The sequence below is a fragment of the Geobacillus zalihae genome (assembly GCF_030414215.1).
Lineage (GTDB): Bacteria > Bacillota > Bacilli > Bacillales > Anoxybacillaceae > Geobacillus > Geobacillus zalihae.
This window is the reverse complement of sequence record NZ_CP129217.1, coordinates 212,767-237,014: the sequence shown is the minus strand read 5'-3', so window position 1 is coordinate 237,014 and position 24,248 is coordinate 212,767. Positions and strand designations below refer to the sequence as shown.

General features: G+C 52.2%; 22 protein-coding genes and 1 riboswitch. Of the genes, 3 read left to right on the top strand and 19 right to left on the bottom strand.

The genetic code is table 11. The features are described from left to right. Positions 1-123: 123 nt before the first annotated feature. Together QWV57_RS01260 and acpS are read right to left on the bottom strand one after the other, a co-directional pair. Positions 124-1,137 carry a LolA family protein gene (locus QWV57_RS01260; RefSeq protein WP_013144042.1) on the bottom strand — a complete coding sequence of 338 codons (1,014 nt, stop codon included), beginning with the start codon at positions 1,135-1,137 and terminating at the stop codon, positions 124-126. A gap of 105 nt (positions 1,138-1,242) precedes the next feature. Then, on the bottom strand, positions 1,243-1,605 hold the full coding sequence (gene acpS / locus QWV57_RS01255) for a holo-ACP synthase (RefSeq protein ID WP_015373790.1): 363 nt from the start codon (positions 1,603-1,605) through the stop codon (positions 1,243-1,245). Between the two features lie 113 nt (positions 1,606-1,718). On the opposite strand from acpS, the gene QWV57_RS01250 reads away from it, so the two are divergent. Then, positions 1,719-2,336: a rhomboid family intramembrane serine protease gene (locus tag QWV57_RS01250; RefSeq protein ID WP_025950330.1), complete on the top strand. Its 618-nt coding sequence runs from the start codon at positions 1,719-1,721 to the stop codon at positions 2,334-2,336. Between the two features lie 11 nt (positions 2,337-2,347). On the opposite strand, the gene cshA is transcribed toward QWV57_RS01250, so the two are convergent. From cshA to QWV57_RS01215, 7 genes are all read right to left on the bottom strand, one after another. Then, a complete protein-coding gene (gene cshA, locus QWV57_RS01245) occupies positions 2,348-3,751 on the bottom strand; it encodes a degradosome RNA helicase CshA (protein ID WP_013144041.1) in 1,404 nt (467 codons plus the stop codon). Positions 3,752-3,811: 60 nt separating this feature from the next. Next, a complete protein-coding gene (locus QWV57_RS01240) occupies positions 3,812-4,534 on the bottom strand; it encodes an alpha/beta hydrolase (RefSeq protein WP_011229735.1) in 723 nt (240 codons plus the stop codon). A 72-nt stretch (positions 4,535-4,606) separates the two neighbouring features. Next, positions 4,607-5,983 carry a UDP-N-acetylmuramoyl-tripeptide--D-alanyl-D-alanine ligase gene (locus QWV57_RS01235; RefSeq protein WP_301100192.1) on the bottom strand — a complete coding sequence of 459 codons (1,377 nt, stop codon included), beginning with the start codon at positions 5,981-5,983 and terminating at the stop codon, positions 4,607-4,609. A 6-nt stretch (positions 5,984-5,989) separates the two neighbouring features. After that, on the bottom strand, positions 5,990-7,093 hold the full coding sequence (locus QWV57_RS01230; RefSeq protein WP_060788825.1) for a D-alanine--D-alanine ligase: 1,104 nt from the start codon (positions 7,091-7,093) through the stop codon (positions 5,990-5,992). A gap of 253 nt (positions 7,094-7,346) precedes the next feature. Beyond that, positions 7,347-8,489, bottom strand: a complete 1,143-nt coding sequence (locus QWV57_RS01225; RefSeq protein WP_301100191.1) for an MGDG synthase family glycosyltransferase — start codon at positions 8,487-8,489, stop codon at positions 7,347-7,349. A 12-nt stretch (positions 8,490-8,501) separates the two neighbouring features. Then, positions 8,502-9,098: a DedA family protein gene (locus tag QWV57_RS01220; RefSeq protein ID WP_011229731.1), complete on the bottom strand. Its 597-nt coding sequence runs from the start codon at positions 9,096-9,098 to the stop codon at positions 8,502-8,504. Between the two features lie 10 nt (positions 9,099-9,108). Continuing rightward, positions 9,109-9,837: a polysaccharide deacetylase family protein gene (locus tag QWV57_RS01215; RefSeq protein WP_033005337.1), complete on the bottom strand. Its 729-nt coding sequence runs from the start codon at positions 9,835-9,837 to the stop codon at positions 9,109-9,111. 277 nt (positions 9,838-10,114) lie between these two features. On the opposite strand from QWV57_RS01215, the gene murG reads away from it, so the two are divergent. Then, positions 10,115-11,188, top strand: a complete 1,074-nt coding sequence (murG, locus tag QWV57_RS01210; RefSeq protein WP_301100190.1) for an undecaprenyldiphospho-muramoylpentapeptide beta-N-acetylglucosaminyltransferase — start codon at positions 10,115-10,117, stop codon at positions 11,186-11,188. A gap of 302 nt (positions 11,189-11,490) precedes the next feature. Here murG and QWV57_RS01205 read toward each other — a convergent pair whose 3' ends face one another. From QWV57_RS01205 to QWV57_RS01170, 8 genes are all read right to left on the bottom strand, one after another. Further along, on the bottom strand, positions 11,491-12,312 hold the full coding sequence (locus tag QWV57_RS01205; protein WP_015373784.1) for an undecaprenyl-diphosphate phosphatase: 822 nt from the start codon (positions 12,310-12,312) through the stop codon (positions 11,491-11,493). 183 nt (positions 12,313-12,495) lie between these two features. Next, positions 12,496-13,434, bottom strand: coding sequence for an ROK family protein (locus tag QWV57_RS01200; protein WP_060788399.1), 939 nt, complete (start codon positions 13,432-13,434; stop codon positions 12,496-12,498). 159 nt (positions 13,435-13,593) lie between these two features. After that, a complete protein-coding gene (locus QWV57_RS01195; RefSeq protein WP_060788400.1) occupies positions 13,594-14,091 on the bottom strand; it encodes a spore coat protein in 498 nt (165 codons plus the stop codon). After that, positions 14,084-14,260 (bottom strand): hypothetical protein, encoded by a 177-nt coding sequence (locus QWV57_RS01190; RefSeq protein WP_155824518.1) that lies wholly within the window; start codon positions 14,258-14,260, stop codon positions 14,084-14,086. Before QWV57_RS01190 ends, QWV57_RS01195 begins: the two co-directional genes overlap by 8 nt. Next, positions 14,223-15,206, bottom strand: coding sequence for a sporulation protein (locus QWV57_RS01185; RefSeq protein ID WP_014194671.1), 984 nt, complete (start codon positions 15,204-15,206; stop codon positions 14,223-14,225). The genes QWV57_RS01190 and QWV57_RS01185 overlap by 38 nt, the downstream gene beginning before the upstream one ends. 67 nt (positions 15,207-15,273) lie before the next feature. Then, positions 15,274-15,912 carry a sporulation membrane protein YtaF gene (ytaF, locus tag QWV57_RS01180; protein WP_011229724.1) on the bottom strand — a complete coding sequence of 213 codons (639 nt, stop codon included), beginning with the start codon at positions 15,910-15,912 and terminating at the stop codon, positions 15,274-15,276. Positions 15,913-16,017: 105 nt separating this feature from the next. Next, positions 16,018-17,853, bottom strand: a complete 1,836-nt coding sequence (locus QWV57_RS01175; protein WP_020754720.1) for an APC family permease — start codon at positions 17,851-17,853, stop codon at positions 16,018-16,020. A gap of 100 nt (positions 17,854-17,953) precedes the next feature. After that, a riboswitch (cyclic di-AMP (ydaO/yuaA leader) is annotated at positions 17,954-18,093 on the bottom strand. A 150-nt stretch (positions 18,094-18,243) separates the two neighbouring features. Then, the gene (locus QWV57_RS01170; protein ID WP_301100189.1) at positions 18,244-19,581 is read right to left on the bottom strand and encodes a TrkH family potassium uptake protein; all 1,338 of its coding nucleotides are present in this window, start codon (positions 19,579-19,581) and stop codon (positions 18,244-18,246) included. A 450-nt stretch (positions 19,582-20,031) separates the two neighbouring features. Between QWV57_RS01170 and ltaS the strand changes: the two genes are divergently transcribed. Then, positions 20,032-21,987: a lipoteichoic acid synthase gene (ltaS, locus tag QWV57_RS01165; RefSeq protein ID WP_020278929.1), complete on the top strand. Its 1,956-nt coding sequence runs from the start codon at positions 20,032-20,034 to the stop codon at positions 21,985-21,987. A 17-nt stretch (positions 21,988-22,004) separates the two neighbouring features. On the opposite strand, the gene QWV57_RS01160 is transcribed toward ltaS, so the two are convergent. Further along, on the bottom strand, positions 22,005-23,333 hold the full coding sequence (locus tag QWV57_RS01160; protein ID WP_020278928.1) for a S8 family peptidase: 1,329 nt from the start codon (positions 23,331-23,333) through the stop codon (positions 22,005-22,007). Positions 23,334-23,458: 125 nt separating this feature from the next. Continuing rightward, on the bottom strand, positions 23,459-24,202 hold the full coding sequence (locus QWV57_RS01155; protein WP_033024524.1) for an N-acetylmuramoyl-L-alanine amidase family protein: 744 nt from the start codon (positions 24,200-24,202) through the stop codon (positions 23,459-23,461). Positions 24,203-24,248: the final 46 nt, after the last annotated feature.

Below are 24,248 nucleotides of genomic sequence, written 5' to 3'. Positions count from 1 at the left end.
GGCGGAAAACATTGGAGATCGCAACGATTCGTCCACTGGCCTGCCTTCACTGCTTCTGCACAAAAACAAAAAGCAGCTTCTCCGCTTCAACGCGGAGAGCCGCCTGTTTGCAAAACCGCACTGTCATTTTGCCGCTTTTTCTTGCACGGAGCTGGCGACCATCACCATTTCTTCCGGCGTCAAATCGTCCGAGGCGAGCGTAAACTCCGCCCCGTTGTACCACCATGTCAACGTTCGGTCGGTGAGGGCGCCAATGGTGAATCCTAAATCAACCGGGTCGCCGTTGACAAGAACTGGCATGCTTGTCGCCGGAAGCACATCCGCTTTTTCTTGCACGAGCGTAAACGATTTTTTGCCGCCGAATGTCATAATGACGCGCGTGCCGTTTTCACCTTTCACTTCTTTTTCCTCAAGCGCTTGAACCCCTTTCGGAAGCTGACTCGGGTACATGACGGCCATCACTTGCTCTTTTCCTTCGGCCATCGTTGGCACCTCAAGACGGGCGCCAGTCATGTTTTTCTTTGTATCAAACGCGTCATCATCAAACTTTTTGTTAAACTCGACGTTGGAAAATTCGACCGTCAACAGCGCTTTCCGGTCCGTATCCATCACTTTGACCGAGACGGGCGCCAAATCTTTTTTGCGCAGTGTAATCTCTTGGGTTGGAACGACTTCGCTGTTCGGGTAGTTCGTTTTCGTCTCAAACACATAGTAATCGTCCGTCGCCTTAAACTTCGCCTTCGAATCGCTCAAAATGTCTTTGACGAGCGATTCGTACAAATACGCTTGGCTGCTGTTTTTCGGCCAATCGCTCACAAACTTGAAGGTTTTGTTGAGCGCCGGCGTGAAGACGAACACCCCTTCGTCATTGCGCAAAATCATTTGGCTTTGTCCTTTGTCGGCGTTTTTCAAGCTGACGCGGTAGTAGGACGGCTGCTTGTGCCACACTTCGACATGATACACTTGCGGCTTTTCCCCGGTGCGGAACGTCATTTTCGCCTCAGCCTGATAACCCGTCATCTCATCGACCTTTTCATCAAGCGCCTTCAGCACCTCTTCCTGCGATTTCGACCCGCAGCCAGCCAAAGCAAACAGAAAAATGATGCCGACCAACGCCATCAGCACGTTTCTGCCCATCGCTTCAACCCCTTTGCCTCATATATCGATTTCTACCCATGCACTACAATATATGAGACAACTTTCGGGAATATGCAGACTAGCCATGGCAAGCATCAGCCGGCGTCATCGGTCAAGACGCTCAATGACGACTTGGGCGACGGCGTAATCGCGGCTATGGGAAATGGACAGATGAACCGTCTCGCCATCGCGGCGGGCAGCAATGCTCGGCTTTCCGTGCTCATCGGAAACGATCTCGATGTCTTGAAACGATAGATGCCGCCCGATCCCCGTTCCGAGCGCTTTGGCGTACGCTTCTTTCGCCGCAAATCGCCCGGCGAGAAACTCTGCCTGTCTTGCGGGCGGCAACTCGCCAAACTGCGCTTTTTCACGCGGCGTCAAAATTCGCTCTGGAAATTTGCGGCTCCGCTCAAGAAGGGAGCGGATCCGTTCCAACTCTACAATATCAATGCCAATGCCGACGATCACTGCTTCCTCACCTATCCTATCCGCCCTGATGGTCGGACAAATTTTTTATGAGAGACCCGCATAAGATGGCTTATAAAAAACGCCCCATTTCCGCGAAGAAGGGAGACCAACCCGTGTTTCAACATGCAAGCGATGTCCGCTCATTTGTCCGCCTTTATCCCGTCGTTGCCGCCTTATTATTGGTCCATATCGCCGCATGGCTGTTGTTTTCTCTTCCCTTGACAGCGCTTGAACCCATTTGGCAATACGCCGTCGGGACGAACGGCGCGATCCGCCATGGAGAGTGCTGGCGGCTTGTCAGCCCAATCGTGCTGCATCGCGATTTCCACCATATGGCCGCCAACAGTTTGTCCTTATGGCTGTTTGGCCCCTGGCTGGAGCGCGCACTTGGGAAAAGAAAGTTTTTGTTTCTGTATATCGGAGGCGGAATCGGCGCCAATGTCGCCACTTTATTCCTTCTGCCGCCGCTGTACACCCATGTCGGGGCGTCGGGCGCCATTTTCGCCTTGTTTGGCATGTACAGCTACCTCGCCCTATTCCGCCGCGACTTAGTCGCCCCCCGCCACGCCCAGTTGCTGCTTTCGGTCATGGCGGTTCATTTGCTGCTTGGCATCATGACACCAGATGGGAATTTATTGGCCCATCTATTTGGCTTCGCCGTCGGCGGCCTGCTTGCCCCCTTTTTGTCCATCCGCCCCAAGCGGCCGTCGTTTTACATGCCTCGGCTATGAAAAAACGGCGCTTAATGCGCCGTAATCCGCCGTTTCTTCGTCCGGCTGCGGGCTGAGCCGTCCGGGCGGCCGCCCCGTTTTTTCTCCCGCTTGACCGCTAAAGGCGGCTCTTCCGTCAATTGCACCGGCGTCGTATCCGGCTCGCGCGTCAACATTTTCAAGCAGGCAGCGACAATCGTTACCGAATCGTGCTCTTCAAGCAATTCTTCCGCTGCCCGTTTGTAAAATGACAGGTTTTCGGTCTCCACGACGTTGAGAAGCTTTTCGATCGCGATACGCTGTTGGCCTTCGAGCGCCTCATCAAGTGTCGGCGGCTTCATCCGCTCCATTTTCCGCTTCGTCGTCCGCTCAATATGGTGAAGCTGGCCGATCTCCCTTGGAGTGACAAACGTCATCGCCACCCCTGTCTTGCCGGCGCGCCCGGTGCGCCCAATCCGGTGGACATAGCTTTCCGGGTCTTGCGGAATATCAAAGTTGTACACGTGCGTTACGCCGGAAATATCCAAGCCGCGCGCCGCAACATCCGTCGCCACTAAAATTTCAATCGCACCTTCCTTAAACTTGCGCAGCACCGACAGCCGTTTCGCTTGGCTTAAATCACCGTGAATGCCTTCCGCTGCATAGCCTCGCAAGTTGAGCGCCTCCGCCAGCTCATCGACACGACGCTTCGTGCGGCCGAACACGATCGCGAGCTCCGGCGCCTGAATATCAAGAAGCCGCGTCAAAATGTCAAATTTCTTTTTCTCGTGCACTTCTAAGTAGTACTGTTGAATGTTCGGCACGGTCATTTCCTTTGCCTTCACTTTGACAAGTTCCGGCTCGTTCATGAAGCGCTCGGCAATGCGGCGAATCGGATCCGGCATCGTCGCCGAGAACAGCAACGTCTGCCGCTCGGCCGGCACATGGCTTAAAATCGCCTCAATATCTTCGATAAAGCCCATATTGAGCATTTCATCCGCCTCATCGAGAACGACCGTATGCACATGCTCAAGGCGGAGCGTCCCGCGGTTGATATGGTCGATAATACGGCCCGGCGTCCCGACGATCACGTGCGGATGTTTTTTCAAAGCACGGATTTGCCGCTCGATATCTTGACCGCCGTAAATCGGCAAAACGCGCACGCGCTTGACGGCGCCGATTTTGTACAGCTCTTCTGATACTTGGATGGCGAGCTCACGCGTCGGCGCGACCACAAGCGCCTGAATGGCGCCGTTTTTCACATCCACTTTTTCTACGATCGGAATGCCAAACGCCGCCGTTTTCCCCGTTCCGGTTTGCGCTTGACCGATTACGTCTTTATTTTGCAGACTGAGCGGAATCGTCTTTGCTTGAATCGGAGTCGTCTCTTCAAACCCCATCCGCTCGATCGCTTTCATCACTTCTTGGCTTAATCCTAATTCTTGAAATGTCGTCAATGTTATTCAAACTCCTTATAAAAAATCGTCCCTTTATCCGAGAGAAAGGTTTGACAGTTATCATACCATGTTATGCGGTGATTTGCAATGATGGGCATGGGCAGCGCGCAAAAATGTTTCCACCTCAGCAAACAGAACGTGCCGATCGATGCTATGACAAACATGATGGAACGAATTGGGCAAAAGCAACAGCTTTTTTTCCGCCGATCCAATCTGCTCATATAAATAATAGGCGCTTTTTAACGGCACGATCCCATCTTTTTCTCCTTGCACAATGAGCGCGGGTGCCGCGACGCGCGGAAGTCGGGGACGCACATCGCGAACGAGTTTGCGAAACTCCCTGACAGCTGAAAACGGCGTCGCCATCATTTTGTTTCGATAGCGGAGAAACAGTGGGTGCTCCCGCGCTCCTTTCCATCCATTGGCAAACATCTCGCGGATGTCGCGCCATAATTGGCGCGGGTTGACATAGTAAAACGCAGCGCTTAGCAGCACGAGTTTGGCGACCGGGTATTTTTCCGCCAAGTAGACGGCGATCACTCCACCCATTGAAAACCCAATGACATACACCACACTGCAACGGTGATGGAGCGCTAAAAACGCTTGTTCCGCCGCCGCGATCCATTGGTCGTATGTAATTCCTTTCAACCGCAGTTCGCTTCCGTGGCCCGGCAAGGTCGGCGTTTCGATCATCCAATCGGTCCGCTCCCGCAAATAATCGGCCAGCGGCGCCACTTCTTCTGGACTTCCCGTAAACCCGTGAATACATAAACAGCCGATCATCATTTCCACCCCCGCCCGAATGAGAAGCGGCGCCTGTGACGCCGCTTTTAGTTTCTCTCGGGTTGCTTGATGTTACACCCAATATCGAAGCAACTCTTCCAATTTCATGCCGCGCGATGCTTTCAATAAAACAATGTCATCCGAAGTCGCGACGGAACGCACAGCCTCGGCCAACGCTGCTTTATCGTCAAACTCCCTCACCCGTCCATCATCAAAAAATGGGGCGGCCGCCGCGGCGATATGGTGCGAAAGCGGCCCGTAAGTGAACACATAGTCCACCATTCCCGGCCGCAGCACCTCCCCGATCTCTCGATGAAACGCCACTTCTTCGTCACCAAGCTCCAGCATATCGCCCAATACGGCGATTTTTTGCCGATAACCGCTCAATTCTTGAAGAAGCATCAAGGCGGCGCGCATCGATGTCGGGCTGGCATTGTAGGCGTCATTAATGACGGTAAAGCCATATTTCGTCTTGACGACTTCCGTACGCATGCGCGTCACTTGCAGGCGGGAGAGAGACGCATCAATGCCTTCCCAATCGATGCCGAAAAAGCGGGCGACCGCAATGGCGGCGAGCGCGTTGTATACATAATGTTTGCCTAATACCGGCATAAACAGCGTCCGGCCGGGGAGCGCATTGATGACAAACGATGTTCCTCCCGCTTCAATGCGCACATCGGTCGGATAGTAATCGTTCTGTTCGCCCGCCCCGAACGTCACGACATGGCGGGGAAGCGGCAGCTTCGGCACGCGCTCCGTCAAGAGCGGCTCATCGCCATGGTAGACGAATAAACCATCATGGTGCAAACCCGCCAAAATTTCCAACTTCGCCTTGGCGATGCCTTCCCGCGACCCGAGCTCTTGCAGGTGCGACTCCCCAATATTCGTAATCACAGCCGCGTCCGGCTTGGCGATCATCGTCAGCCGCTCGATTTCGCCAAACCCGCTCATCCCCATTTCGACAACGGCCATCTCCGTCCCTTCGTCAAGCGAAAGAAGCGTCAGCGGCACGCCGATGTGATTGTTCAAGTTCCCTTCGGTCTTTTGCACTCGATAGTGGGTTGAAAGCAGCGCGGCAATCATATCTTTCGTCGTCGTTTTGCCGTTGCTGCCAGTGACGCCGATCACCTTCAGTCCAAGCTGCTCGCGGTAGCGGGCGGCGAGCCGCTGCAATGCCAAAAGCGTATCATCCACAACGACCACTGGCACACCTTCCGGCGGCGTTCCTTCCCTTTCCGCCCACAGTACGGCGGCAGCTCCTTTTTGCGCCGCTTCTTGCACGAAATCGTGGCCGTTAAAGGTCGCACCGCGCAACGGAACGTACAAGCTGCCGGCTTGGATCGTCCTTGTGTCGGTTGACACACCGCTTACGACCATATTCTCCCATTCCGGCTTTAAACACTGTCCGTCAGCCATTTCGGCGATTTGCCGCACTGTCCGTTTGATCATCGGCTCTCACCTCTTTTCTTTTTTGAACGTGTACGTAATCGTCTGCTTTTCTTGATGTCGTTCCAATGCGAGCGCGATAAGCCGTTCAATCAGCTCCGGGTACGGCACACCGCTGTGCTGCCAAAGAAGCGGGAACATGCTGTATGGCGTAAAGCCTGGCATCGTGTTCACTTCGTTGATATAAACAGCGCCATCTTCGGCGAGGAAAAAATCGACGCGCGCAAGTCCAGACAAATCCAGCGCCTGAAACGCCGTAATGGCCATTTGTTTGATCGTCTCATACTGTTCTTTCGTTACGTCCGCTGGGATGATCAATTCGGTTTGCCCGTCTTCGTATTTCGCTTCATAGTCGTAAAATTCCTTTTTGGGAACAATTTCGCCAACGACCGAACAAATCGGCTCATCATTTCCGATCACGCCGATTTCAATTTCGCGGCCGACAATCGCCTCTTCAATAATAATTTTTCGGTCATACTGAAATGCCTCGATAAATGCGGCTTTTAAATCGCCGCGCTGCTTGCATTTGGAAATGCCGACGCTCGAACCGGCGTTGGCTGGCTTGACAAAGCACGGGTAGCCAAGCTCTCGTTCGATCCGGTCATACACCGTCTCGCCGCTTTTTTGCCAATCGTACTTCGTCACGGCGATATATTTTGCTTGGCGCAACCCGGCCTGCGCAAACAAGTTTTTCATCATCACCTTATCCATGCCGACCGCGGAAGCAAGCACCCCGTTGCCGACATACGGAATGTTCAATATCTCAAGCAGCCCTTGCACCGTTCCGTCTTCACCGTTCGGCCCATGCAAAAGCGGGAAAATGACATCGATCGTTTCCTCGTTTCCTCCCGCAGCCGAATCGGCAGCCGGAACTTGGTTCAAGGAAACCGGAATCAAGGCGGTCGCCGCCGAAGTGAATTGCAGCTGCTTGATTTCCTCGATCGGTCCGGTCAGTTGTTTGCCCTTGATCCATTGACCTTCCGGTGTAATATAAATCGGAATGACATCGAATTTATGAGGATCAATGGCGTTCATCACCGCCATCGCCGTCGACAACGATACTTGGTGCTCCGGTGATTTGCCGCCGTATAACACGCCAACTCTCGTTTTCATCATCGTTCCTCCTCTTTCCTTGGCCATCGTTCCTATTGTAACACGTTTCGCGCCCAACGGTCTGATATTTTATATGTACGATGCAGGTTGTTTCGCCACCCCCCATAAGCGATAAGGAACAAAAAAGTGAGGGTGTCTAAAAAAGTGGTTCTTCTTTCAGCAAAGCACAACATATCGTTTTCCAGCATTTGTTTTACACGTATATACAGGAATAAGAAAAGGTGCCCCGACCGTTTTGGGACACCTTCTGTCGCTACGGATGCAACACGCGCCAAGCCATGCGTTGCGGCATGGCCGCTACCACTTCGGCGAGCGCTTCTTGCCCCGTTTTTTCCACGCCGGCAAAATAATCGGACACACGGCGGAAAAACCGGTTTTTCTCCACGTCATCCATCAACAAGCGAAGCATGTGCTGCTCGCCGCTTTCTGGCCCGACCAAATGATAAATGAGACCATTTTGCTGTAAATATTGCAAATTGATGCGCTCCTGCCCAGGCAAGCAATCGATCGTAAAAATCGGAATGCGCTTATGAAGCAACTCGCTGACCGTCACCCCGCCTGGTTTCGTAATGACGGCATCCGCCTCTTCATACAGCCGATTCATCTCTTCCGGGTCAGCGATGTATGGAAGCGGCCGGATATGAGGCAGCTGCCAGCTGGCGATTTCCTCGTACAGCTGGCGATTGGCGCCGCACAGCACCGAATAGCGGAACAACGTTGACGTGCGGGCCGCCCGCAAAAACGCCAGCATATTGCCAAGCCCTTGGTTTCCACCGGCGACAAGCACATGAGCGAGGTCCCGCTTGCGTCTCGCTTCCGACCGATTCATAAACACATCGTGCACTGGGATGCCAGTGACGATGATGCGTCCTTTGTCAACCCCGTACTTCGTGATCAGCTCCCATTTCGCCTCTTGATGGGGAACAAAATGATAGTCAATAAACCGTTTCCCCCAGATGCTGTTCATAAAAAAGTCGGTGTAGACATTGACAACTGGAACCGTCAGCACCCGTTTTCGCTTCAGCCGCTGCAAAATGCGCGACGGAAACGAATGGGTGCAGACGATTAAATCCGGCTGTTCTTCTTCCACCATCTTTTTCATTTTGCTTTCAAAATAAGGCAGCCATGGCTCAAACGAAATGAACTCAAACCGGGGCGGCTCTTGGTACATCAGCGTTTTGTACACACGGTGGTACGAAGCAGGATGCGAGCGAATCCAGCGCAAGTAGGCCTCTGACACCATTTTTTCCATCAGTTCATTGCAATAGCTCAAAAAATCGATCTTTTTGCTTTCGACCGCCGGAAACTGGCGGCGCAAAAAATCCATCAACGTATCGGCTACTTTATGGTGTCCCGTATTCATTTGAAACAGCGGCAAAAACAATACTTTCATCATCGATCGCACCCTTTAGCTTTCGAAAGATTTTTTGCGCCTCCGCTGCCCAACCCATGCCGCAAGCAAAAAAAGCAAAAACAACGCCAAACCGGCAAGCGGAAAAGAAATCAGGGGGATATGGATGCGCTGGCCGAGCCAAAGCCCCGCCGCGGTCAACGGAACGGCCCAACCTGCCGTTCCAAGCGCCGACAGCAACAAAAACGGCCCGAACGGAAACCGGCTCACTCCCGCCATATACGGGCAAATTTGCCGCACCCCGGGAGCATAGCAGCCGAACAAAATCCCCCATTTGCCATAGCGGCCAAACCAGCGGCGAGCCCGCTCCCAACGTTCAGCCGTAATTCCGACGCACTTGCCGTACTTTTGCACAAACGGCGCCCCCCACCACCGGCCGGCGCCGTATGCCGTCACCATGCCGGCCATCGCCCCGCCCCAGCATGAAGCGAGCGACGGTCCAAGCAGCAACTGCTCCTTGGCCACCATCACGCCGACCAAAAAGAGCAAGCTTTCCTCCGGCGCCGGAATGCCGACAATGCCGCAAAACAAAAAGAAAAACAGCATCACATATCCATATGACTGGACATACGGCAACCATACGCTTGTATCCATAGCTCCCCCGCTACATCGCCGAGATTTGTGTATTAGTTTGCACATTTCGCAGTTCCGTAATCGTCACCCAACGCATCTTTTTCGCTGCTTCATCCTTAAACAGCAGCTCGAGCGCTGACAACATTTGCTCTGGCGCGCGTTTGTCAGCACCCAGCGCATCCCCATTGTCATGAAGCACAATCACCGCCCCGCCGCGGATGGACGAACGCAAGCGGTGGAACAATTCCATTGTACCAATTTTTTCGTTCCAATCGCCAAGAATATGCGACCATAGCACCGTTGTATACCGCTTTTGCACGATCGGCGTCCAAGCGTTAAAATGCCCCCACGGCGGGCGGTAATACACCGGGCGTTGGCCCGTCGCCCGCTCAATCGCCTTAGCGGCGCGGCGCACCCCCCAATCCAACCAAAGCGGCGGCAACAGCCAATTGCTGATGTGGCGGTAATTATGAATCCCAATTTCATGGCCTTCTTCGGCCATCCGCCGCACAATATCCGGATAGCGCTCGACTTTGCGGCCGACAACGAAAAACGTCGCCTTCACGCCATATTTCTTTAATAAATCAAGCAACTTTGGCGTATAATACGGGTCGGGGCCATCATCAAACGTCAGCGCCAGACAATCGGATGCCGTTCCCTCCCGAAACAAACGCACCCGCTTTTTGCGAATGATGATCGTCGGTACAATCCCATAAATGGCAATTCCCACAATGAAACAAACGAACAACCAAGCCCACATGGCATTCACCTCTTGATTGTACTTTACCAATATTTCTTCTCTCTGAAAATAGAAAAATGAATTTTCTATATTCGAGATCATCACGATGTAGGTGTTTTATCATATAACAAACAAATGAGAAATCGAAAAGAAAATCATGAAAATTTCATGCAGACCGTCCAGTCTTCTTATTTCCTATACGAAAACCGCCATCGCTTGGTTTCCTCCCGAAGCTCGGTGGAATTTGCTATAATACATAACGATACACGAGCGATTAAAAAAAGACAGGTGATCCGCATTGCGAAAAAAAATCATTTTAACCGGCGGCGGCACAGCCGGCCACGTGATGGTCAACGTCGCCCTCATCCCGAAATTGAAAGAGCTTGGATGGGATATCGTTTACATCGGATCTCATCAAGGGATTGAACGGGAGATTATCGGCCGCATCGACGGCGTCCCGTACTATTCGGTTTCGACTGGAAAACTGCGCCGCTATTTTGACTGGAAAAACTTTAAAGATCCATTCAACGTGCTGAAAGGCGTTTGGCAGGCGTACCTCCTGATCCAAAAAGAAAAACCGGACGTCGTCTTCTCAAAAGGCGGATTCGTCTCCGTTCCCGTCATTCTCGGCGCTTGGCTGAACGGTGTGCCGTCGGTGATCCATGAATCTGACTTAACCCCCGGGCTTGCAAACAAAATCGCCATGCCGTTTGCGACAAAAATCTGCCTCACCTTCCCGGAAACGAAGCAATACGTCAATGCCGATAAAGCTGTCTACGTGGGCGCCGTCGTCCGCGAAGAGTTGAAGGATGGCAACGCCGAACAAGGGAGGAAGATGTGCCAGTTCGACGGAAAAAAACCGGTCTTGCTGGCGATGGGCGGCAGCTTAGGCTCGAAAAAAATTAACGACGCCTTGCGCGCCAACCTATCGACGCTTCTTGCCGAATTTGACATCATCCACATTTGCGGCAAAGGGAACATCGACCGAAGCCTCGCAGGCCAAAAAGGATACAAACAGTTCGAATACGTCAACGAAGAGCTGCCCCACTTACTCGCCTTAGCCGACATCGTCGTCTCCCGCGCCGGGGCGAACGCCATTTTCGAACTGCTCTCCTTGCGCAAGCCGATGCTGCTCATCCCGCTCTCGAAAGCGGCAAGCCGCGGCGACCAAATCCTTAACGCCCGTTCGTTTGAAAAAGCCGGCTATGCGGAAGTGCTGATGGAAGAGGACTTGACGAACGAATCGCTGCAAGCCGCCATTCACCGCCTATACGAAAACAAAGACCGCTACCGAAAAAACATGGAGAAAGCCGGCGCAAGCGATCCGCTGCAAACGTTGCTTGCAATCATTCAAGACACCGCCCGCCGGTAAAAACAGGCGATGCCCGATGCGGCCAACCACGGCCGTTTTTCGGCATCGCCTCGTTTTGTTTTCATCACCACACAACGAGCCTTCTCTCCTTTACACCGGCTCAAGCCGATAACGGTTGATACGGAACACATGGTCGCACAAGAGATCGATATCTTCTTGATGTTGTACTGGAATTGTGATGCTGGCTCAGTCTTAGCACTCAGCTAGCACTACGGGTTATTTTTATTCAAATTTTTTCGTTTGCCATTTCCTTCCCCCAACCAGAAAACCGCCCGGCGGAACAACCCCGCCAGGCGGCACGACTAGAAGTATAAGAAATAAATGACAATGGCCAGCACGATCCGATACACGGCAAACGGCACGAGGCGGATGCGGTTGATGAGCTCAAGGAAAAAGCGAATCGCGAGCAAGGCGAAGACAAAGGCGCTCAAAAAGCCGGCGATGAAAAACGGAATATCGGCGGTGGTGACGTATTGCCAGTTTTTCAACAGCGACAGCCCGCTCGCCCCAGCCATGATCGGAACAGCCATAATGAACGTGAAATCGGCGGCGGCGCGATGGCTCATGCCGACAAGCACCCCGCCAGAAATCGTCGAGCCGGAGCGGGAAAAGCCGGGCCACAAGGATAAACATTGCATCAAACCAACAAAAAACGCCTGCTTGTACGTAATTTGGTCGACCGTCTGCGTCCGCGCGGCTTTTTTGGCGAATTGGTCGGCGGCAATCATGAGCAACGCGCCGAGCACAAGGCCGATCAGCACCGTTTTGGTCGAAAACAAATGTTCATCGATGTAATCTTCAAACAAGACGCCGAGCACCCCAGCCGGCAGCAGACCAATGATGACGTGAATGAGGTTAAGGCGCGGATGTCCGCCCGGATGACGGCCGCGAACGCCAAGCAAGTCGAGAAATCGGTCTTTAAACACGACCACAGCGGCTAGAATCGAGCCGAGCTGGATGACGACTTTAAACGTATTCGCCGCGTACTTGCCTAAAAACTCTGTGGATTTCAGCCAAAGATCGTCGACCATAATCATATGGCCGGTCGAGGAAACCGGGGCAAACTCGGTCAGCCCTTCGACCATTCCTAAAATGATCGCCTTCCATAATTCCATCCAGTGCATGTCCTTCCATCCTTTCTGCGCGGGGTCGTCCTTTCTATACATATGGGCCAAGCGGGTGGAATAACACTCCGCTTTTGGCCGCGCCTGCTCTATTGTACTACAAATCTTTGTCTTGTACTACCCGCGCTTTTTCTAGTCAGCGACCTTGTTTTCAAGACAGAACAGTCGACTTCCTGTTGCTGCCTAATGGGACGGGCCGGACGCTTCCCCTAACTCCCCGCGCCGCTCTAAGTAATGATACAAAGCGCCGAGCAAGTTCGCATCGTTTTTGAATTGGCACGTCTCCACCACTGGCTGGACTTTGGCAATGGGAACGAGCGACAATAACACCGAAAGCCGCTTGTTGATTTCGTCGACGAAATCGGGGCGGCTGCTAATGGCCCCGCCCAAAATGATTTTTTCCGGGTCATATGCGTACTGCAAGTTAAAAATCCCTTGGGCCAATGAAAAATAAAACCGGTCAATGGCCTTTTGCGCGGCTTCATCGCCGCTCTCGGCCAACGCAAATACTTTTTCTCCGTCCAGCTCCCTCTCCGGCATCCCCTTTTCCTCAGCCGCCATCCGGATCAACGCGCTTGTCGCCGCCAGTTCGCTCCATGTTTTGCATTCGATCCTTCCGTTCTCATAGCGGACATCCATCAACATATAGCCAAATTCCCCGCCGTGCAAATGCGCCCCTTTATGGATGCGTCCGTCTTTCACGATCGCCCCGCCAATGCCGGTGCCGACAATGACAAAGGCGATGTCGCGGCAGCCCCGGCCCGCCCCCTTCCATAACTCGCCAAGCGCCGCGCAATTCGCGTCATTTTCCATCTCCACCGGCAGGCCCGTCGCCCCGCCGAATACTTCTTTAAAGTTTGGGCCGTGAATACAAGGCAAGGCGCTGCTTCCGCCGATGACGCCGATGTCGCTATCCACGCTTCCTGCGGAACTGATCGCAATGCCGGAAAGTGGATAGTTGGCCTGCGCCTGGCGGACGACGTTAAGCAAGTCATCGCGAAATTGATGAAAGTCATGCCGCTCCGAACGGTAACGCCCCTTTTCGAAAAAGTCGCCATGCTCGTTCATGACGGCATGTTTGACATATGTGCCGCCAATATCAAAAACGATATAGTAACGCACCGATGACGCCTCCTTCGTTTTTTATCTTTCCTCTCTTCTAGCTCCATTCGGCTTAGCTGTTTCTCCGCTTTTATGTATTCGCCGTCGGTCCATCCGCTCCTCCCTGCCGCAATGAAAGAGGCCGCTCCACTTGGGGGAGCGGCTCGTTTCTGTTATCGTTCATATCCTAATCGACAACGCCTTTTGCGCGTTGCGGACGTCGTTGTGAAGGAGCTGGACGAGATCGTACGCTGGATAATCACTTCGTTCATACATATAGTTGAACGCTTTTTCGTGCGTGTCAATGGCTTTAAGCAGATGTTTGACAAACGTTTTGCGCAGCACCGGCGTCGCCGCCTCGGTAATGGCAGCAGCATAATTACGCACTGCCGCTTTTGAAAAGCCAAGCAAGTCGCCAGCGTGCAAGGCGCGGTCGCCATCATCATGGTCACGGCTTTCTTCCATCATCGGTGCGGCCGGGATGAAGGCAAGCAACTCGCGCAAATTCGTTTCCAGCCCTTGAATCGTCTCAAGGTACAATCTTTTTAATTCAGGACAGTCGATTTTGCCGACCGCCTTTTTCATTTTTATGAGACCGTTTGCTTGAAAAGCGATCAGTTCATGCAACTCCAACGTTTCATGCCAAGCCAAATGGCGATGACCGTACGTATCATTCATTTTGTTTCCTCCTTGTTTTATTTTTCCATTTATTGTATATGCCCACTAAGGAGAAACGGTCACCGTTGTACAAGACATCCGCATCAGCAAAAAAGCGCTTCGCGAAATGCGAAGCACCTTCCATATCATCATTACAGCCAATCCCCGCCATCAAATCCATCGCCGCCATCAAACCAATCATCCACGTCCAACCCGTCAGCGACATCATCGATCACATCGTCAAGCAACTCTTCCGCCACCATTCCCGCCAACATCCCGGCCGCAAATCCTCCAATGGCGCCAGCCCACCCATGTCCGCCATGATGCGAATGATGGACGGGTGGATAATGGCCAACTGGATGGCTATAAATAGGCGAATGCGGCGTTGCCAACGGATGCCCGCTCAGCTGGCCGAACGCCCCGGCCGCCCACACCGCCTCTTCGATGGCTTCCCGAAGCAGACGGGCTGCCGTCGCCGAATCGCGAAGCTGTTCGTGAGTGATCAACAGCTCCCGTTTCATTTCGCGTTCCCCGCCAAAGCCGTGGCGGACGTCGATCTCCATATACAAACGCACCCCTTCTCCCTCGACAAGGGCAAAAAACTCGACTTCTTGGACGATCCCTTGAAATTCGCTCGTCGGGAAGAACGAAAATTCCTGGCCATGCGGCGTAATGCTTCCGGATGTCGCTTTCTCCCGGAATCCCAGGGCGGCCAAAGCGGAAAACACTTGCTCCAAGGCCGTCGGCGGCAAAATGTGAATGGCGTCTTGGTCATATGCATCCGCCCCATCGGCAATATCGAGCCGGGTGACGAACGTATAACGGACCGTTGGGCGGCTGATCGGCAAATGGAGCGGCAGTGCGTACGAAAACGGGAGCACTTTCCGCTCACCGGGCTGAATCGTAAACGAGGAAGCGACCGGGATCACCGCTGCGGTTCGGCGATATGCCTTTCCTTCCGCGTGCACCTCCAATTGCAATACGACATCTAGGTTCCGAATGTGTTGGGCGACCGAACCACCTTCCAGCAAAAATTCCCCTTCCAACGTTTCACCAAGGCGCACATGAGGGCGATGCAGCACGAGATCCACTTTGGCAGCGCCAATGCCGAATTTCGATAAAAACTTTTTCCACATCGGACCTCTCTCCTTTTTCATCAACCTATTTTCACATTTGAATTACGAACGAGCCGCCAAAATGGTGTCACCGAAATAATTTGATCAACCCTAGGACAATCAACACAACCCCAGGCAGCATTGTCGCCTTTTTCATGATTCCCGTTTTCGACACCATGTACCCCAACGATAAGCCGACTCGGATGAACATGAGAGTAAATACGCCAACCAACAGGGAAAACGAAAGCGGCGGGAAATGCAAAAGCGACGAACTGATCCCGGCGCCAAATGAATCCATCGACAAAGCGATCCCGATCAACAACGCTTCTTTTTGGCTGATCGTGCCTGAACGATCAAGATCCCCAAGTTCAGGCCGTTTCAATACTTGAACAGCGCCGCTGAATCGGTTAGCCTCCCCTGTTCCATCACATTCCATAGAGGAATCGCTTCCGTCTCCCTTTGGCTTATAGACGTTATAAATCGCCCAACCGCCAAGCGCCATGAGAATGACTGAAGCAAGCCCTCTCTCAACTTGCAACGGCAAAACAAGCGCCAACAGACGGCCGATGTTCATGGACACAAACACCATCATTCCAGACATGCATGCAATAAGCGCCAACGAAAAGCAGGAAAAACGGACACCACCCATTCCATACGTAATGCCTACGCTCAAGCTGTCCATGCTCACGCTGAAAGCGAGCAAAATCATGGACACCCATAACCACATATGAATCCCCCCTGCCGTACAATATGCAATTCCGTACGGAGAGGGGACTTTCTTGCCATTCGACACGCATCGATTTCCGGGGAAATGTTTCCCCTTTTCTCGACATTATTCCCGCAAATGATACGGCAGCGTCGCAATGACAACATCTTTTTTCATGATCAAGAAAAAGCGCAAGATGATGGCTGTTTGGTTATGCAAAAATGTATGCCACCATTTTTTCACGATAAATTGCGGCAAGAGCACCGTCACCGGCGCGCGGTCTGCTTCTTTTTCCGCTTTCGTGATGTATTCTAACAATGGCGACAAAATGGTTCGGTACGGTGAATAGATGACTTTCAACGGAATGTCCGGATAAAACTTCTCCCACTTTTGCCGCAGCTTTTGTTCGTCTTTTTCGTCGAAAGTAATCGACAGTGCCGTAATGTCGTCGGAAATGCTGCGAGCGTACTGAACGGATTGGGCGACCACTTTGCTGACGCCGGAAATGGGAATAATGACTTTTGGTTTCAACAGTTTCTCGCGCTGTTGCCACTCCCGTTCGTCAAGCCGCAATTGCTCGCCAAGTTTTTTGTAATGCTCGTGAATTCGGATGAACATCCAGACAAACAACGGAATCGCCACGATAACGATCCACGCTCCTTGCGTAAATTTAGCGACCATCGTGACGAGCGTGACGATCCCGGTGACCACCGCTCCCGTTCCGACGGTGAGCAGCACGCCGAACTTCCGTCCTTCTTCCCGTTTCCATAATTTTTTAATCAACCCGCTCTGACCGATGGTAAAGGAAAGAAAGACGCCAACCGCATAAAGCGGGATGAGCGAATGAGTTTTGGCATGAAACGCGATGATCAATACGATCGCCAGCACGCTCAACAACATGATGCCATTGGAAAACACGAGGCGATCGCCCCGGGCCGCCAAGCTTCTCGGCAAAAAACCGTCCTTCGCCATAATCGACGTCAGCTGCGGAAATCCGGCAAAACTCGTATTCGCCGCGAGCACTAAAATGACCATCGTGGCCAGCTGAAACAAGTAAAACACAAGACCATTCCCAAATACATGACGCCCGATTTGCGAAATGACCGTTTGATGCTCGGTCGGAGTAACGCCGAATCCCGCCGCCAACACGGTGATGCCTAAAAACATCACGCCAAGCAATGCGGACATCCATCCCATCGTAATGGCAGCGTTTTTTGAACTGTCCGGCCGGAACGCCGGCACGCCGTTGCTGATGGCTTCGACCCCGGTCATCGCCGAACATCCCGACGAAAAGGCGCGCAGCAAAATAAACAAACTGTAACCGGACGCAAACATGTGAGCTGAGGAAGCATGCTCATGCATCGTAAACCCATGCCATCCTTCATGCCACAACTGCCACCCGCCGACAGCGATCATCACGAGAACGAAGCCAATGAACACATACGTCGGGTAGGCGAAAACTGTTGCGGATTCGGTAATGCCACGCAAATTGAGCACCATCAAAAACAAGACAAGGGCGACAGCGAGCTCCACTTTCCACGGCAGCAACCCCGGAAACGCCGATGTCAGCGCGGCGACGCCGGAACTGATGCTGACAGCGACCGTCAAAATATAATCGATCATGAGCGCCGCCCCGGCCACTAAACTAATTTTCGTCCCCAAGTGGTCGCGGGCAACGACATACGCTCCGCCGCCAGATGGAAACGCATAAATGATTTGCCGATACGACAACGTTACTAACAACAGCAGTACTAAAATCGCCACCGCGATCGGCAGCGAATAGAAAAAGACGCTTGTCCCTAATAAAGCAAGCACAAGCAAAATTTCTTCCGTCGCGTAAGCCACCGATGACAGGGCATCGGAAGAAAAAACGGCCAATGCCTTCCATTTGGGTAATTTTTCATGCTTCAACCGTTTCGTTTCCATCGGTTTCCCAATCAACAAACGTTTTAACGAAGCCATGCTTCCGTTCCTCCCAAAAGCATAAGAGTTGACTCATCGATTCAAAAGAAAAAACCGCTGAGGACGCACTCAACGGCTACAAATGTTCTAAAGCCATACTCGTCCCTCCCCAAAGCGCTTGCGAGGTTAGCTGTCGGGTTCGGGCTTGGAGAGATGCCCGTCCTTTCGGATTCACCCCTAGCAACGAGCGTTGCAACGATTGGGTCCCCCGCTCCATGCCGGATTCAGCGCATCGAATCAAGTGATTGTTGCTTCCATATGTTACCCCTTTTCTTGTCCCTCCGCCAACCTTGAAAAAGGAGGAAAACAGCGAGTTTTTAGGCTTTTGGGCTTATTTTTTCTTTATTATTTCCCCTTCGCTCACGCTCCCGACATTTTTCTGTTTTTCACTCATCCAATCATCATTTTCCCTTTCGGATAGCGGAACGGATCGGGCTGACGGCGCAGCGTGACCGCGTACGCGATCGTCAACGGGCCGACGCGGCCGGCAAACATCGTCAAGATAATGACCGCCTTTCCGAGCGGAGACAACTCTGGAGTCAGTCCCATCGACAGTCCGACGGTCCCAAACGCCGATGTCGCTTCGAATAAAATCATGAGAAAGTCTTTTCCGCTCTCGGTGATCGTCAACACCATCGTTACAAACATGACGATAAACAGCCCGCTCATGGTCACGGTCAGCGACTTGTACACCGTATCGTACACGATCCGTTTCCGAAATAAAATGACATCCTCTTTCCCGCGGATTTGCGACCAAACCGCGCCGAGCAACGTCGTAAAGGTCGTTGTTTTGATTCCTCCGCCCGTCGAACCCGGGGAAGCGCCGACAAACATGAGAAACACGATCAAAAACAGCGTCGGCTGCGTCAAATCCGGGATGTTAAGCGTATTCGAGCCCGCCGTTCTCGGAGTGACCGCTTGGTAAAACGCGGACAAAAACTTGCCTGAGAGCGACAGCGGCCCCATCGTCTTCGGATTGTTCCACTCCAGCAGCAATATCAGCGCCATGCTGGCCAACACCAGCCATGCCGTCGTAATGGCGACGACCTTCGTATGAAGGGAAAGGCGGCGCGTCTGCCTATACTCGTACACTTCATTCATGACAATAAAGCCGATTCCGCCTAAAATAATCAAAATCGGCACAACAAGGCTGACGACCGGATCTTCCACATAGCCGGTCAAACTGCGAAACTCGCCCATCAAGTCAAAGCCGGCGTTGTTAAAGTTGGAAATCGCATGAAAGAACCCAAAGTACACGGCTTTCCAAAACGGCATATCGAACGAGAAACGAATCGCCAACAGCAATCCGCCGATGCCCTCAATGACGACGGTAAAAACGAGAATGCGTTTCACGAGCCGAACAATCCCTTCGATGCTCAGCTGATTGAGCGCCTCTTGCAGCAACAACCGCTCTTTCAAGGAAATCCGCTTGCCGAGCAAAAAGGCAAACAACGTAGCAAATGTCATAAATCCAAGCCCGCCCACTTGGATCAGCGCTAAAATGACCAGCTGGCCGAACAACGTGAACGTCGTCCCCGTATCAACCACAACAAGTCCGGTCACGCACGTAGCAGATGTCGCCGTAAACAAGGCGTCTAAAAACGGAAGTCCTTTTCCGTCAACGGTCGCCGTCGGCAGCATCAACAAGAAAGCTCCAACCAAAATAATCAAGGCAAAGCCGGACACTAATACTTTCGGCGGATCGAAAAATTTACGGTTCGCATTCAAAGCCCCATCCCTTCCCCCTCGCTCACATAATCGCCTCTTTATAGTTGTGGATGATGCATAGAAAAAATATACCAAAAACAAGCTTGTTCGGGTACTCTAAACCATTTTCATCATAACATTCTTTCTGCATAATAAAATGGATAAAGGGCATGGCCACCGACTTCAAGAATGTGGATGCATTGAAACCTTTTCCGTCTCCGTTCGTCTATATGAATGGCAAATGGCAGTCCGACTGGGACCACACAGGCATTGAAGCGCGGAAGGGGGCTTGCGCCAGTCCCATAAAAACATTCCATTGACTTTTGGCAACAGACGTATTATGCTACTTGACATGGAGACGTTCCGATGTAAAATCATGTAAGAATAAAACGTTTGTTGCTGTGGGCAACGGCTGTTGATATAAACATAGAAGCATCGTTAAGAATACGAGGCAAAGGAGGAGAAGAGGACGTGAAGGCAATTTGGGAAAAATGGTTGAAAAAATGTCGTTCTCTCCCTAACCAATACATTGGCTTTTTTATTTTTGCCGTGCTCTTATTTTGGTTGAAGACGTACGCCGCCTATTTAGCGGAATTTAACCTTGGCATCAGCAACTCCATGCAGGAGTTTTTATTGTTCATCAACCCGATCAGCTCGGCGGTATTCTTCCTTGGGTTGGCGCTGTTGGCCAAGGAAACGCGTGTGTACAAATGGCTCATTATTATTAATTTCGTTTTATCGTTCATTCTATACGCCAATATCGTTTATTATCGTTTTTTCAGCGATTTTATTACATTCCCGACGTTGACGCAAACGAAAAACTTCGGCGATCTCGGCAGAAGCATTTGGGAGTTGCTCCACTGGTATGACGTGTTCTATTTCTTGGATACGATCATTTTGGCGGTGATCGTTTTCTCGAAGCGATTCTCGCTCCCGGAAGTGCAGGCCGGCCGATTCAAAAAAGGCGCCATTTTCGCTTCGGCCATTCTTATGTTCAGCATCAACTTGGCGCTCGCTGAGACCGACCGCCCGCAGCTCTTGACAAGAACGTTCGACCGCAACTATATCGTCAAATATTTAGGCGTGTACAACTATTTGATTTACGATGCATTCCAAAGCATGAAATCATCGACGCAGCGGGCGTTCGCAAACAAAAGCGACATCACGACTGTGCTGAACTATGTGCAGGCGACGTATGCCAAACCGAACCCGAAATATTTCGGCGTGGCGAAAGGGAAAAACGTCATTTACATTCATTTAGAGTCGCTGCAAAACTTTGTGATTAACTATAAGTTGAACGGTGAAGAAGTCACCCCGTTCTTAAACTCGCTCACCCGCGATCCGAACACGTTCTATTTCGATAACTTCTTCCATCAAACAGGACAAGGGAAAACGTCGGATGCGGAGTTTATGCTCGAAAACTCGCTGTTTGGCTTGCCGCAAGGCGCTGTCTTTACGACGAAAGGACAAAACACGTATCAGGCGGCTCCGGCCATTTTGCACCAATACGGCTATACAAGCGCCGTCTTCCACGGCAACTACAAAACGTTCTGGAACCGCGATGAAATTTACAAGTCGTTCGGCTTTGACCATTTCTTTGACGCCAGCTACTACGATATGAACGACGAGGACGTCTTGAACTACGGTCTGAAAGATAAACCGTTCTTCCGGGAGTCGATCCCGCTATTAGAAACATTGAAAGAACCGTTCTATGTGAAATTTATTACGCTGTCGAATCATTTCCCATACCCGATCAGCGAGGAGGATGCGACGATCCCGCCGGCGACGACAGGCGACGGCTCGGTCGACCGTTATTTCCAAACGGCACGCTATTTGGATGAAGCAGTGAAAGAGTTCTTTGACTACTTGAAAAAATCGGGTCTGTACGACCGCTCGGTCATCATTTTGTACGGCGACCATTACGGCATTTCGGAAAATCATAACAAAGCCATGGCGCAAATTTTAGGAAAAGAAATTACGCCGTATGAACATGCGCAATTGCAGCGGGTGCCGCTGTTCATCCACGTGCCGGGCATAAAAGGCGGCGTCATTCACGAGTTTGGCGGCCAAATCGATTTGTTGCCGACGGTCTTGCACCTGCTGGGCATTGATACAAAAAATTACGTCCATTTTGGAACGGATTTGCTGTCACCTGAACATCAAGAAATCGTTCCGTTCCGCAACGGCGACTTTGTCACGCCGAAGGTGACAGCGGTCAACGGCAAGTACTATGACACGAAAACAGGCGAACCTCTTGAAAGCACGCCGGAAATTCAGCGGCTCGAACAAATCGTCCGTACGAAGCTTGACCTATCGGATAAAGTCGTCTATGGCGATTTGCTCCGGTTCTATACGCCGAAAGGCTTCAAGCCGGTCGATCCGTCAAAATATGATTACAATAACCGTGAAGAGGGAAGCGATCAATGATCGCCTCCCTCTTTTTTCTAGCGCTGCAGCAGTTGCTCAATGGCCCGCTTCGCATTCACGTAACCCGCCCCATATACGTTCGGGTCGCGCCCTTTCCACAAATCGGCGCCGTCTTTTAACGCCTGCTTGATTTCATCCGGCGTTGCATTTGGTTTGGCCTGAAGCATCAACGCGACAATGCCGGCGCAAATCGGCGTCGCCATCGATGTACCGGACATCGATATATAATGGTCACCGACCCGGCTTTGCTTATTCATCTTGTCAAGAAATGAACGCGGGGCGCGAAGCGATATAATGTTGACCCCGGGAACGACGAGATCCGGTTTTGTCACCCCATACTCGGTCGGCCCTCGGCTCGAAAACGACGCCACCTCATCGTCGGCGCGCGTTGCCGCCGTATCATGATCGTCAAGAGCACCGACGGTAATGATGCGGTCGCTAATGCCCGGGCTTGAAATCGTCCCATAATTCGGCCCTTCATTCCCTGCCGCCGCACAGACGACAATGCCCTGCTCCCACGCCCGCTCCGCGACTTGCACGAGCGGATCATCATTTTCTATCGGAAACGGCTGCGGCTCCCCTCCAAGCGATAAGGAAATAATATGGATTCGCTTGGCCGAGTTTTTCTTATTGTAATCAATGCACCACTCAATGCCGCGTATGATCGTCTCGAGCGTCCCGCTTCCCGAACGGTCGAGCACCTTGATACCAATGAGGCTTGCCTCATACGCCGGTCCGGCATACAGCCCGTCCGACATGCGCCCGTTTCCGGCCGCATCGCCGGCGCAATGCGTACCGTGGCCGTTGTCATCATACGGGGTTGTGCGCCCATTGACAAAATCGACAAAGGCGGCAATCCTCCCCTCCAAGTCCGGGTGCGGGTAAATGCCTGTGTCGACAATGGCGATCGTCACTCCTTTTCCGCTTAACTCCGTTCCGTTGACAGCCACATGTTTAGCATTGGCCGATGGGACTGCATTGTTTAACAGCGCCTTGACCTGCCGATTGAGGTACACTTTTTTCACTTTCGGATGCTCGAGCAGCTGCTCAATCGCTGCCGGAGTCACCCGCGCGCTCCATAGCGGGACATGGCGGAAATGGTGATGCAGTTTCATGCGGAAATGATCCCGCTCCGCTTTGGCCAGCGCCTCAATGCCCTCTGTGCCTTCAACCTCGATCAAAACAGAAACGGTCCTCCATTTTCGCAACCACTGCTCCATCCAGCGGTGAAAAATGCACGGCATTCGTGTCATCGGCTTATACATATTCACAAGCGCATGACGAAGCGGACGGTCAAGCCGCGCTGCATGGCGGCGAGCGAGCTGCACGATCGAATAGGTGAACACATTCTTCCCCTCCTTGCGTGTTTCGCTATACTCATATGAGGGAAAGATCGCGAAAGAAGCGGCGAGCTCACCAAGACAAACAAACAAAAAGCTCGCCCAGCGAAAACTAGGCAAGCCTTTCTTATTTACATTCCAATCCGCTCCAACACAATGTATTTTGCTTTTCCTAAATAACGCTCCACTTGGCGCAACACATTTTCCTTCTCCGCAAATGCCCCGACTTGCGTCCCATCCACGATGACGCGCGTCAAATCACTCCCACTTGGCGCCTGTCCCCCTCCTTCGTCCGGCCTGCTTGGCGGAGGATCGTTCGGAGCATTCGGTTTCTTCCGCAGCCCAAGCGCCCGCTCCAACCCGTTCACATGCCCGCGGGCGACCATGCGCAAAAAACGGGTATCATTCAGTTTTCCTGCATCCTCTTCCCGGTCAATAAACCCGTTCTCCGTGAGCACGGCTGGCATCGCGGTCTCCCGCAGCACATGAAAATTCGCTTTCTTTTTCCCACGATCGCGAAATCCCGTAGCTTTGACGACTTCTTCATGAATGGCATCACGAATGCGGGCTGTTGCCGAATCGTCATCGAGCCGATTATAAATATAATCTTCATACCCCGTGCCGCCGCCAGCATTCACGTGAATCGCGACGTATACATCCGCCCCCCATTGATTGGCCCGGTCCGTCCGCTCATCAAGTGACACCGTTTCATCTTTTGTTCGGCTTAGCTGCACGGAAACTCCTTCATACTCATTTTGCAGCAGACGATTGATTTCGAGAGCAATAAACAACGTAATGTCTTTTTCCAACAACCCGTTGCCGACCGCGCCGGCATCGTTCCCACCGTGACCTGGATCGAGAAAAATTTTAACCATTTTTCTTCTCCTTTCACATCCTTCGTCGTTTCGGAATATGGCACTG

Excerpts from the sequence above, each read along its gene's own strand:
- QWV57_RS01215 (WP_033005337.1), bottom strand. The coding sequence starts at position 9,837 with ATGTGGGCTTGGTTGTTCGTTTGTTTCATTGTGGGAATTGCCATTTAT.
- QWV57_RS01175 (WP_020754720.1), bottom strand. The coding sequence starts at position 17,853 with ATGGCTTCGTTAAAACGTTTGTTGATTGGGAAACCGATGGAAACGAAA.
- QWV57_RS01220 (WP_011229731.1), bottom strand. The coding sequence starts at position 9,098 with ATGGATACAAGCGTATGGTTGCCGTATGTCCAGTCATATGGATATGTG.
- QWV57_RS01190 (WP_155824518.1), bottom strand. The coding sequence starts at position 14,260 with ATGGCGGCGATGGATTTGATGGCGGGGATTGGCTGTAATGATGATATG.
- QWV57_RS01230 (WP_060788825.1), bottom strand. The coding sequence starts at position 7,093 with ATGAAAACGAGAGTTGGCGTGTTATACGGCGGCAAATCACCGGAGCAC.
- QWV57_RS01260 (WP_013144042.1), bottom strand. The coding sequence starts at position 1,137 with ATGGGCAGAAACGTGCTGATGGCGTTGGTCGGCATCATTTTTCTGTTT.
- QWV57_RS01225 (WP_301100191.1), bottom strand. The coding sequence starts at position 8,489 with ATGATGAAAGTATTGTTTTTGCCGCTGTTTCAAATGAATACGGGACAC.
- ytaF (WP_011229724.1), bottom strand. The coding sequence starts at position 15,912 with ATGTGGTTATGGGTGTCCATGATTTTGCTCGCTTTCAGCGTGAGCATG.
- QWV57_RS01195 (WP_060788400.1), bottom strand. The coding sequence starts at position 14,091 with ATGAATGATACGTACGGTCATCGCCATTTGGCTTGGCATGAAACGTTG.
- QWV57_RS01235 (WP_301100192.1), bottom strand. The coding sequence starts at position 5,983 with ATGATCAAACGGACAGTGCGGCAAATCGCCGAAATGGCTGACGGACAG.
- QWV57_RS01205 (WP_015373784.1), bottom strand. The coding sequence starts at position 12,312 with ATGCACTGGATGGAATTATGGAAGGCGATCATTTTAGGAATGGTCGAA.
- QWV57_RS01240 (WP_011229735.1), bottom strand. The coding sequence starts at position 4,534 with ATGATCGGCTGTTTATGTATTCACGGGTTTACGGGAAGTCCAGAAGAA.
- QWV57_RS01185 (WP_014194671.1), bottom strand. The coding sequence starts at position 15,206 with ATGTGGAAAAAGTTTTTATCGAAATTCGGCATTGGCGCTGCCAAAGTG.
- QWV57_RS01155 (WP_033024524.1), bottom strand. The coding sequence starts at position 24,202 with ATGGTTAAAATTTTTCTCGATCCAGGTCACGGTGGGAACGATGCCGGC.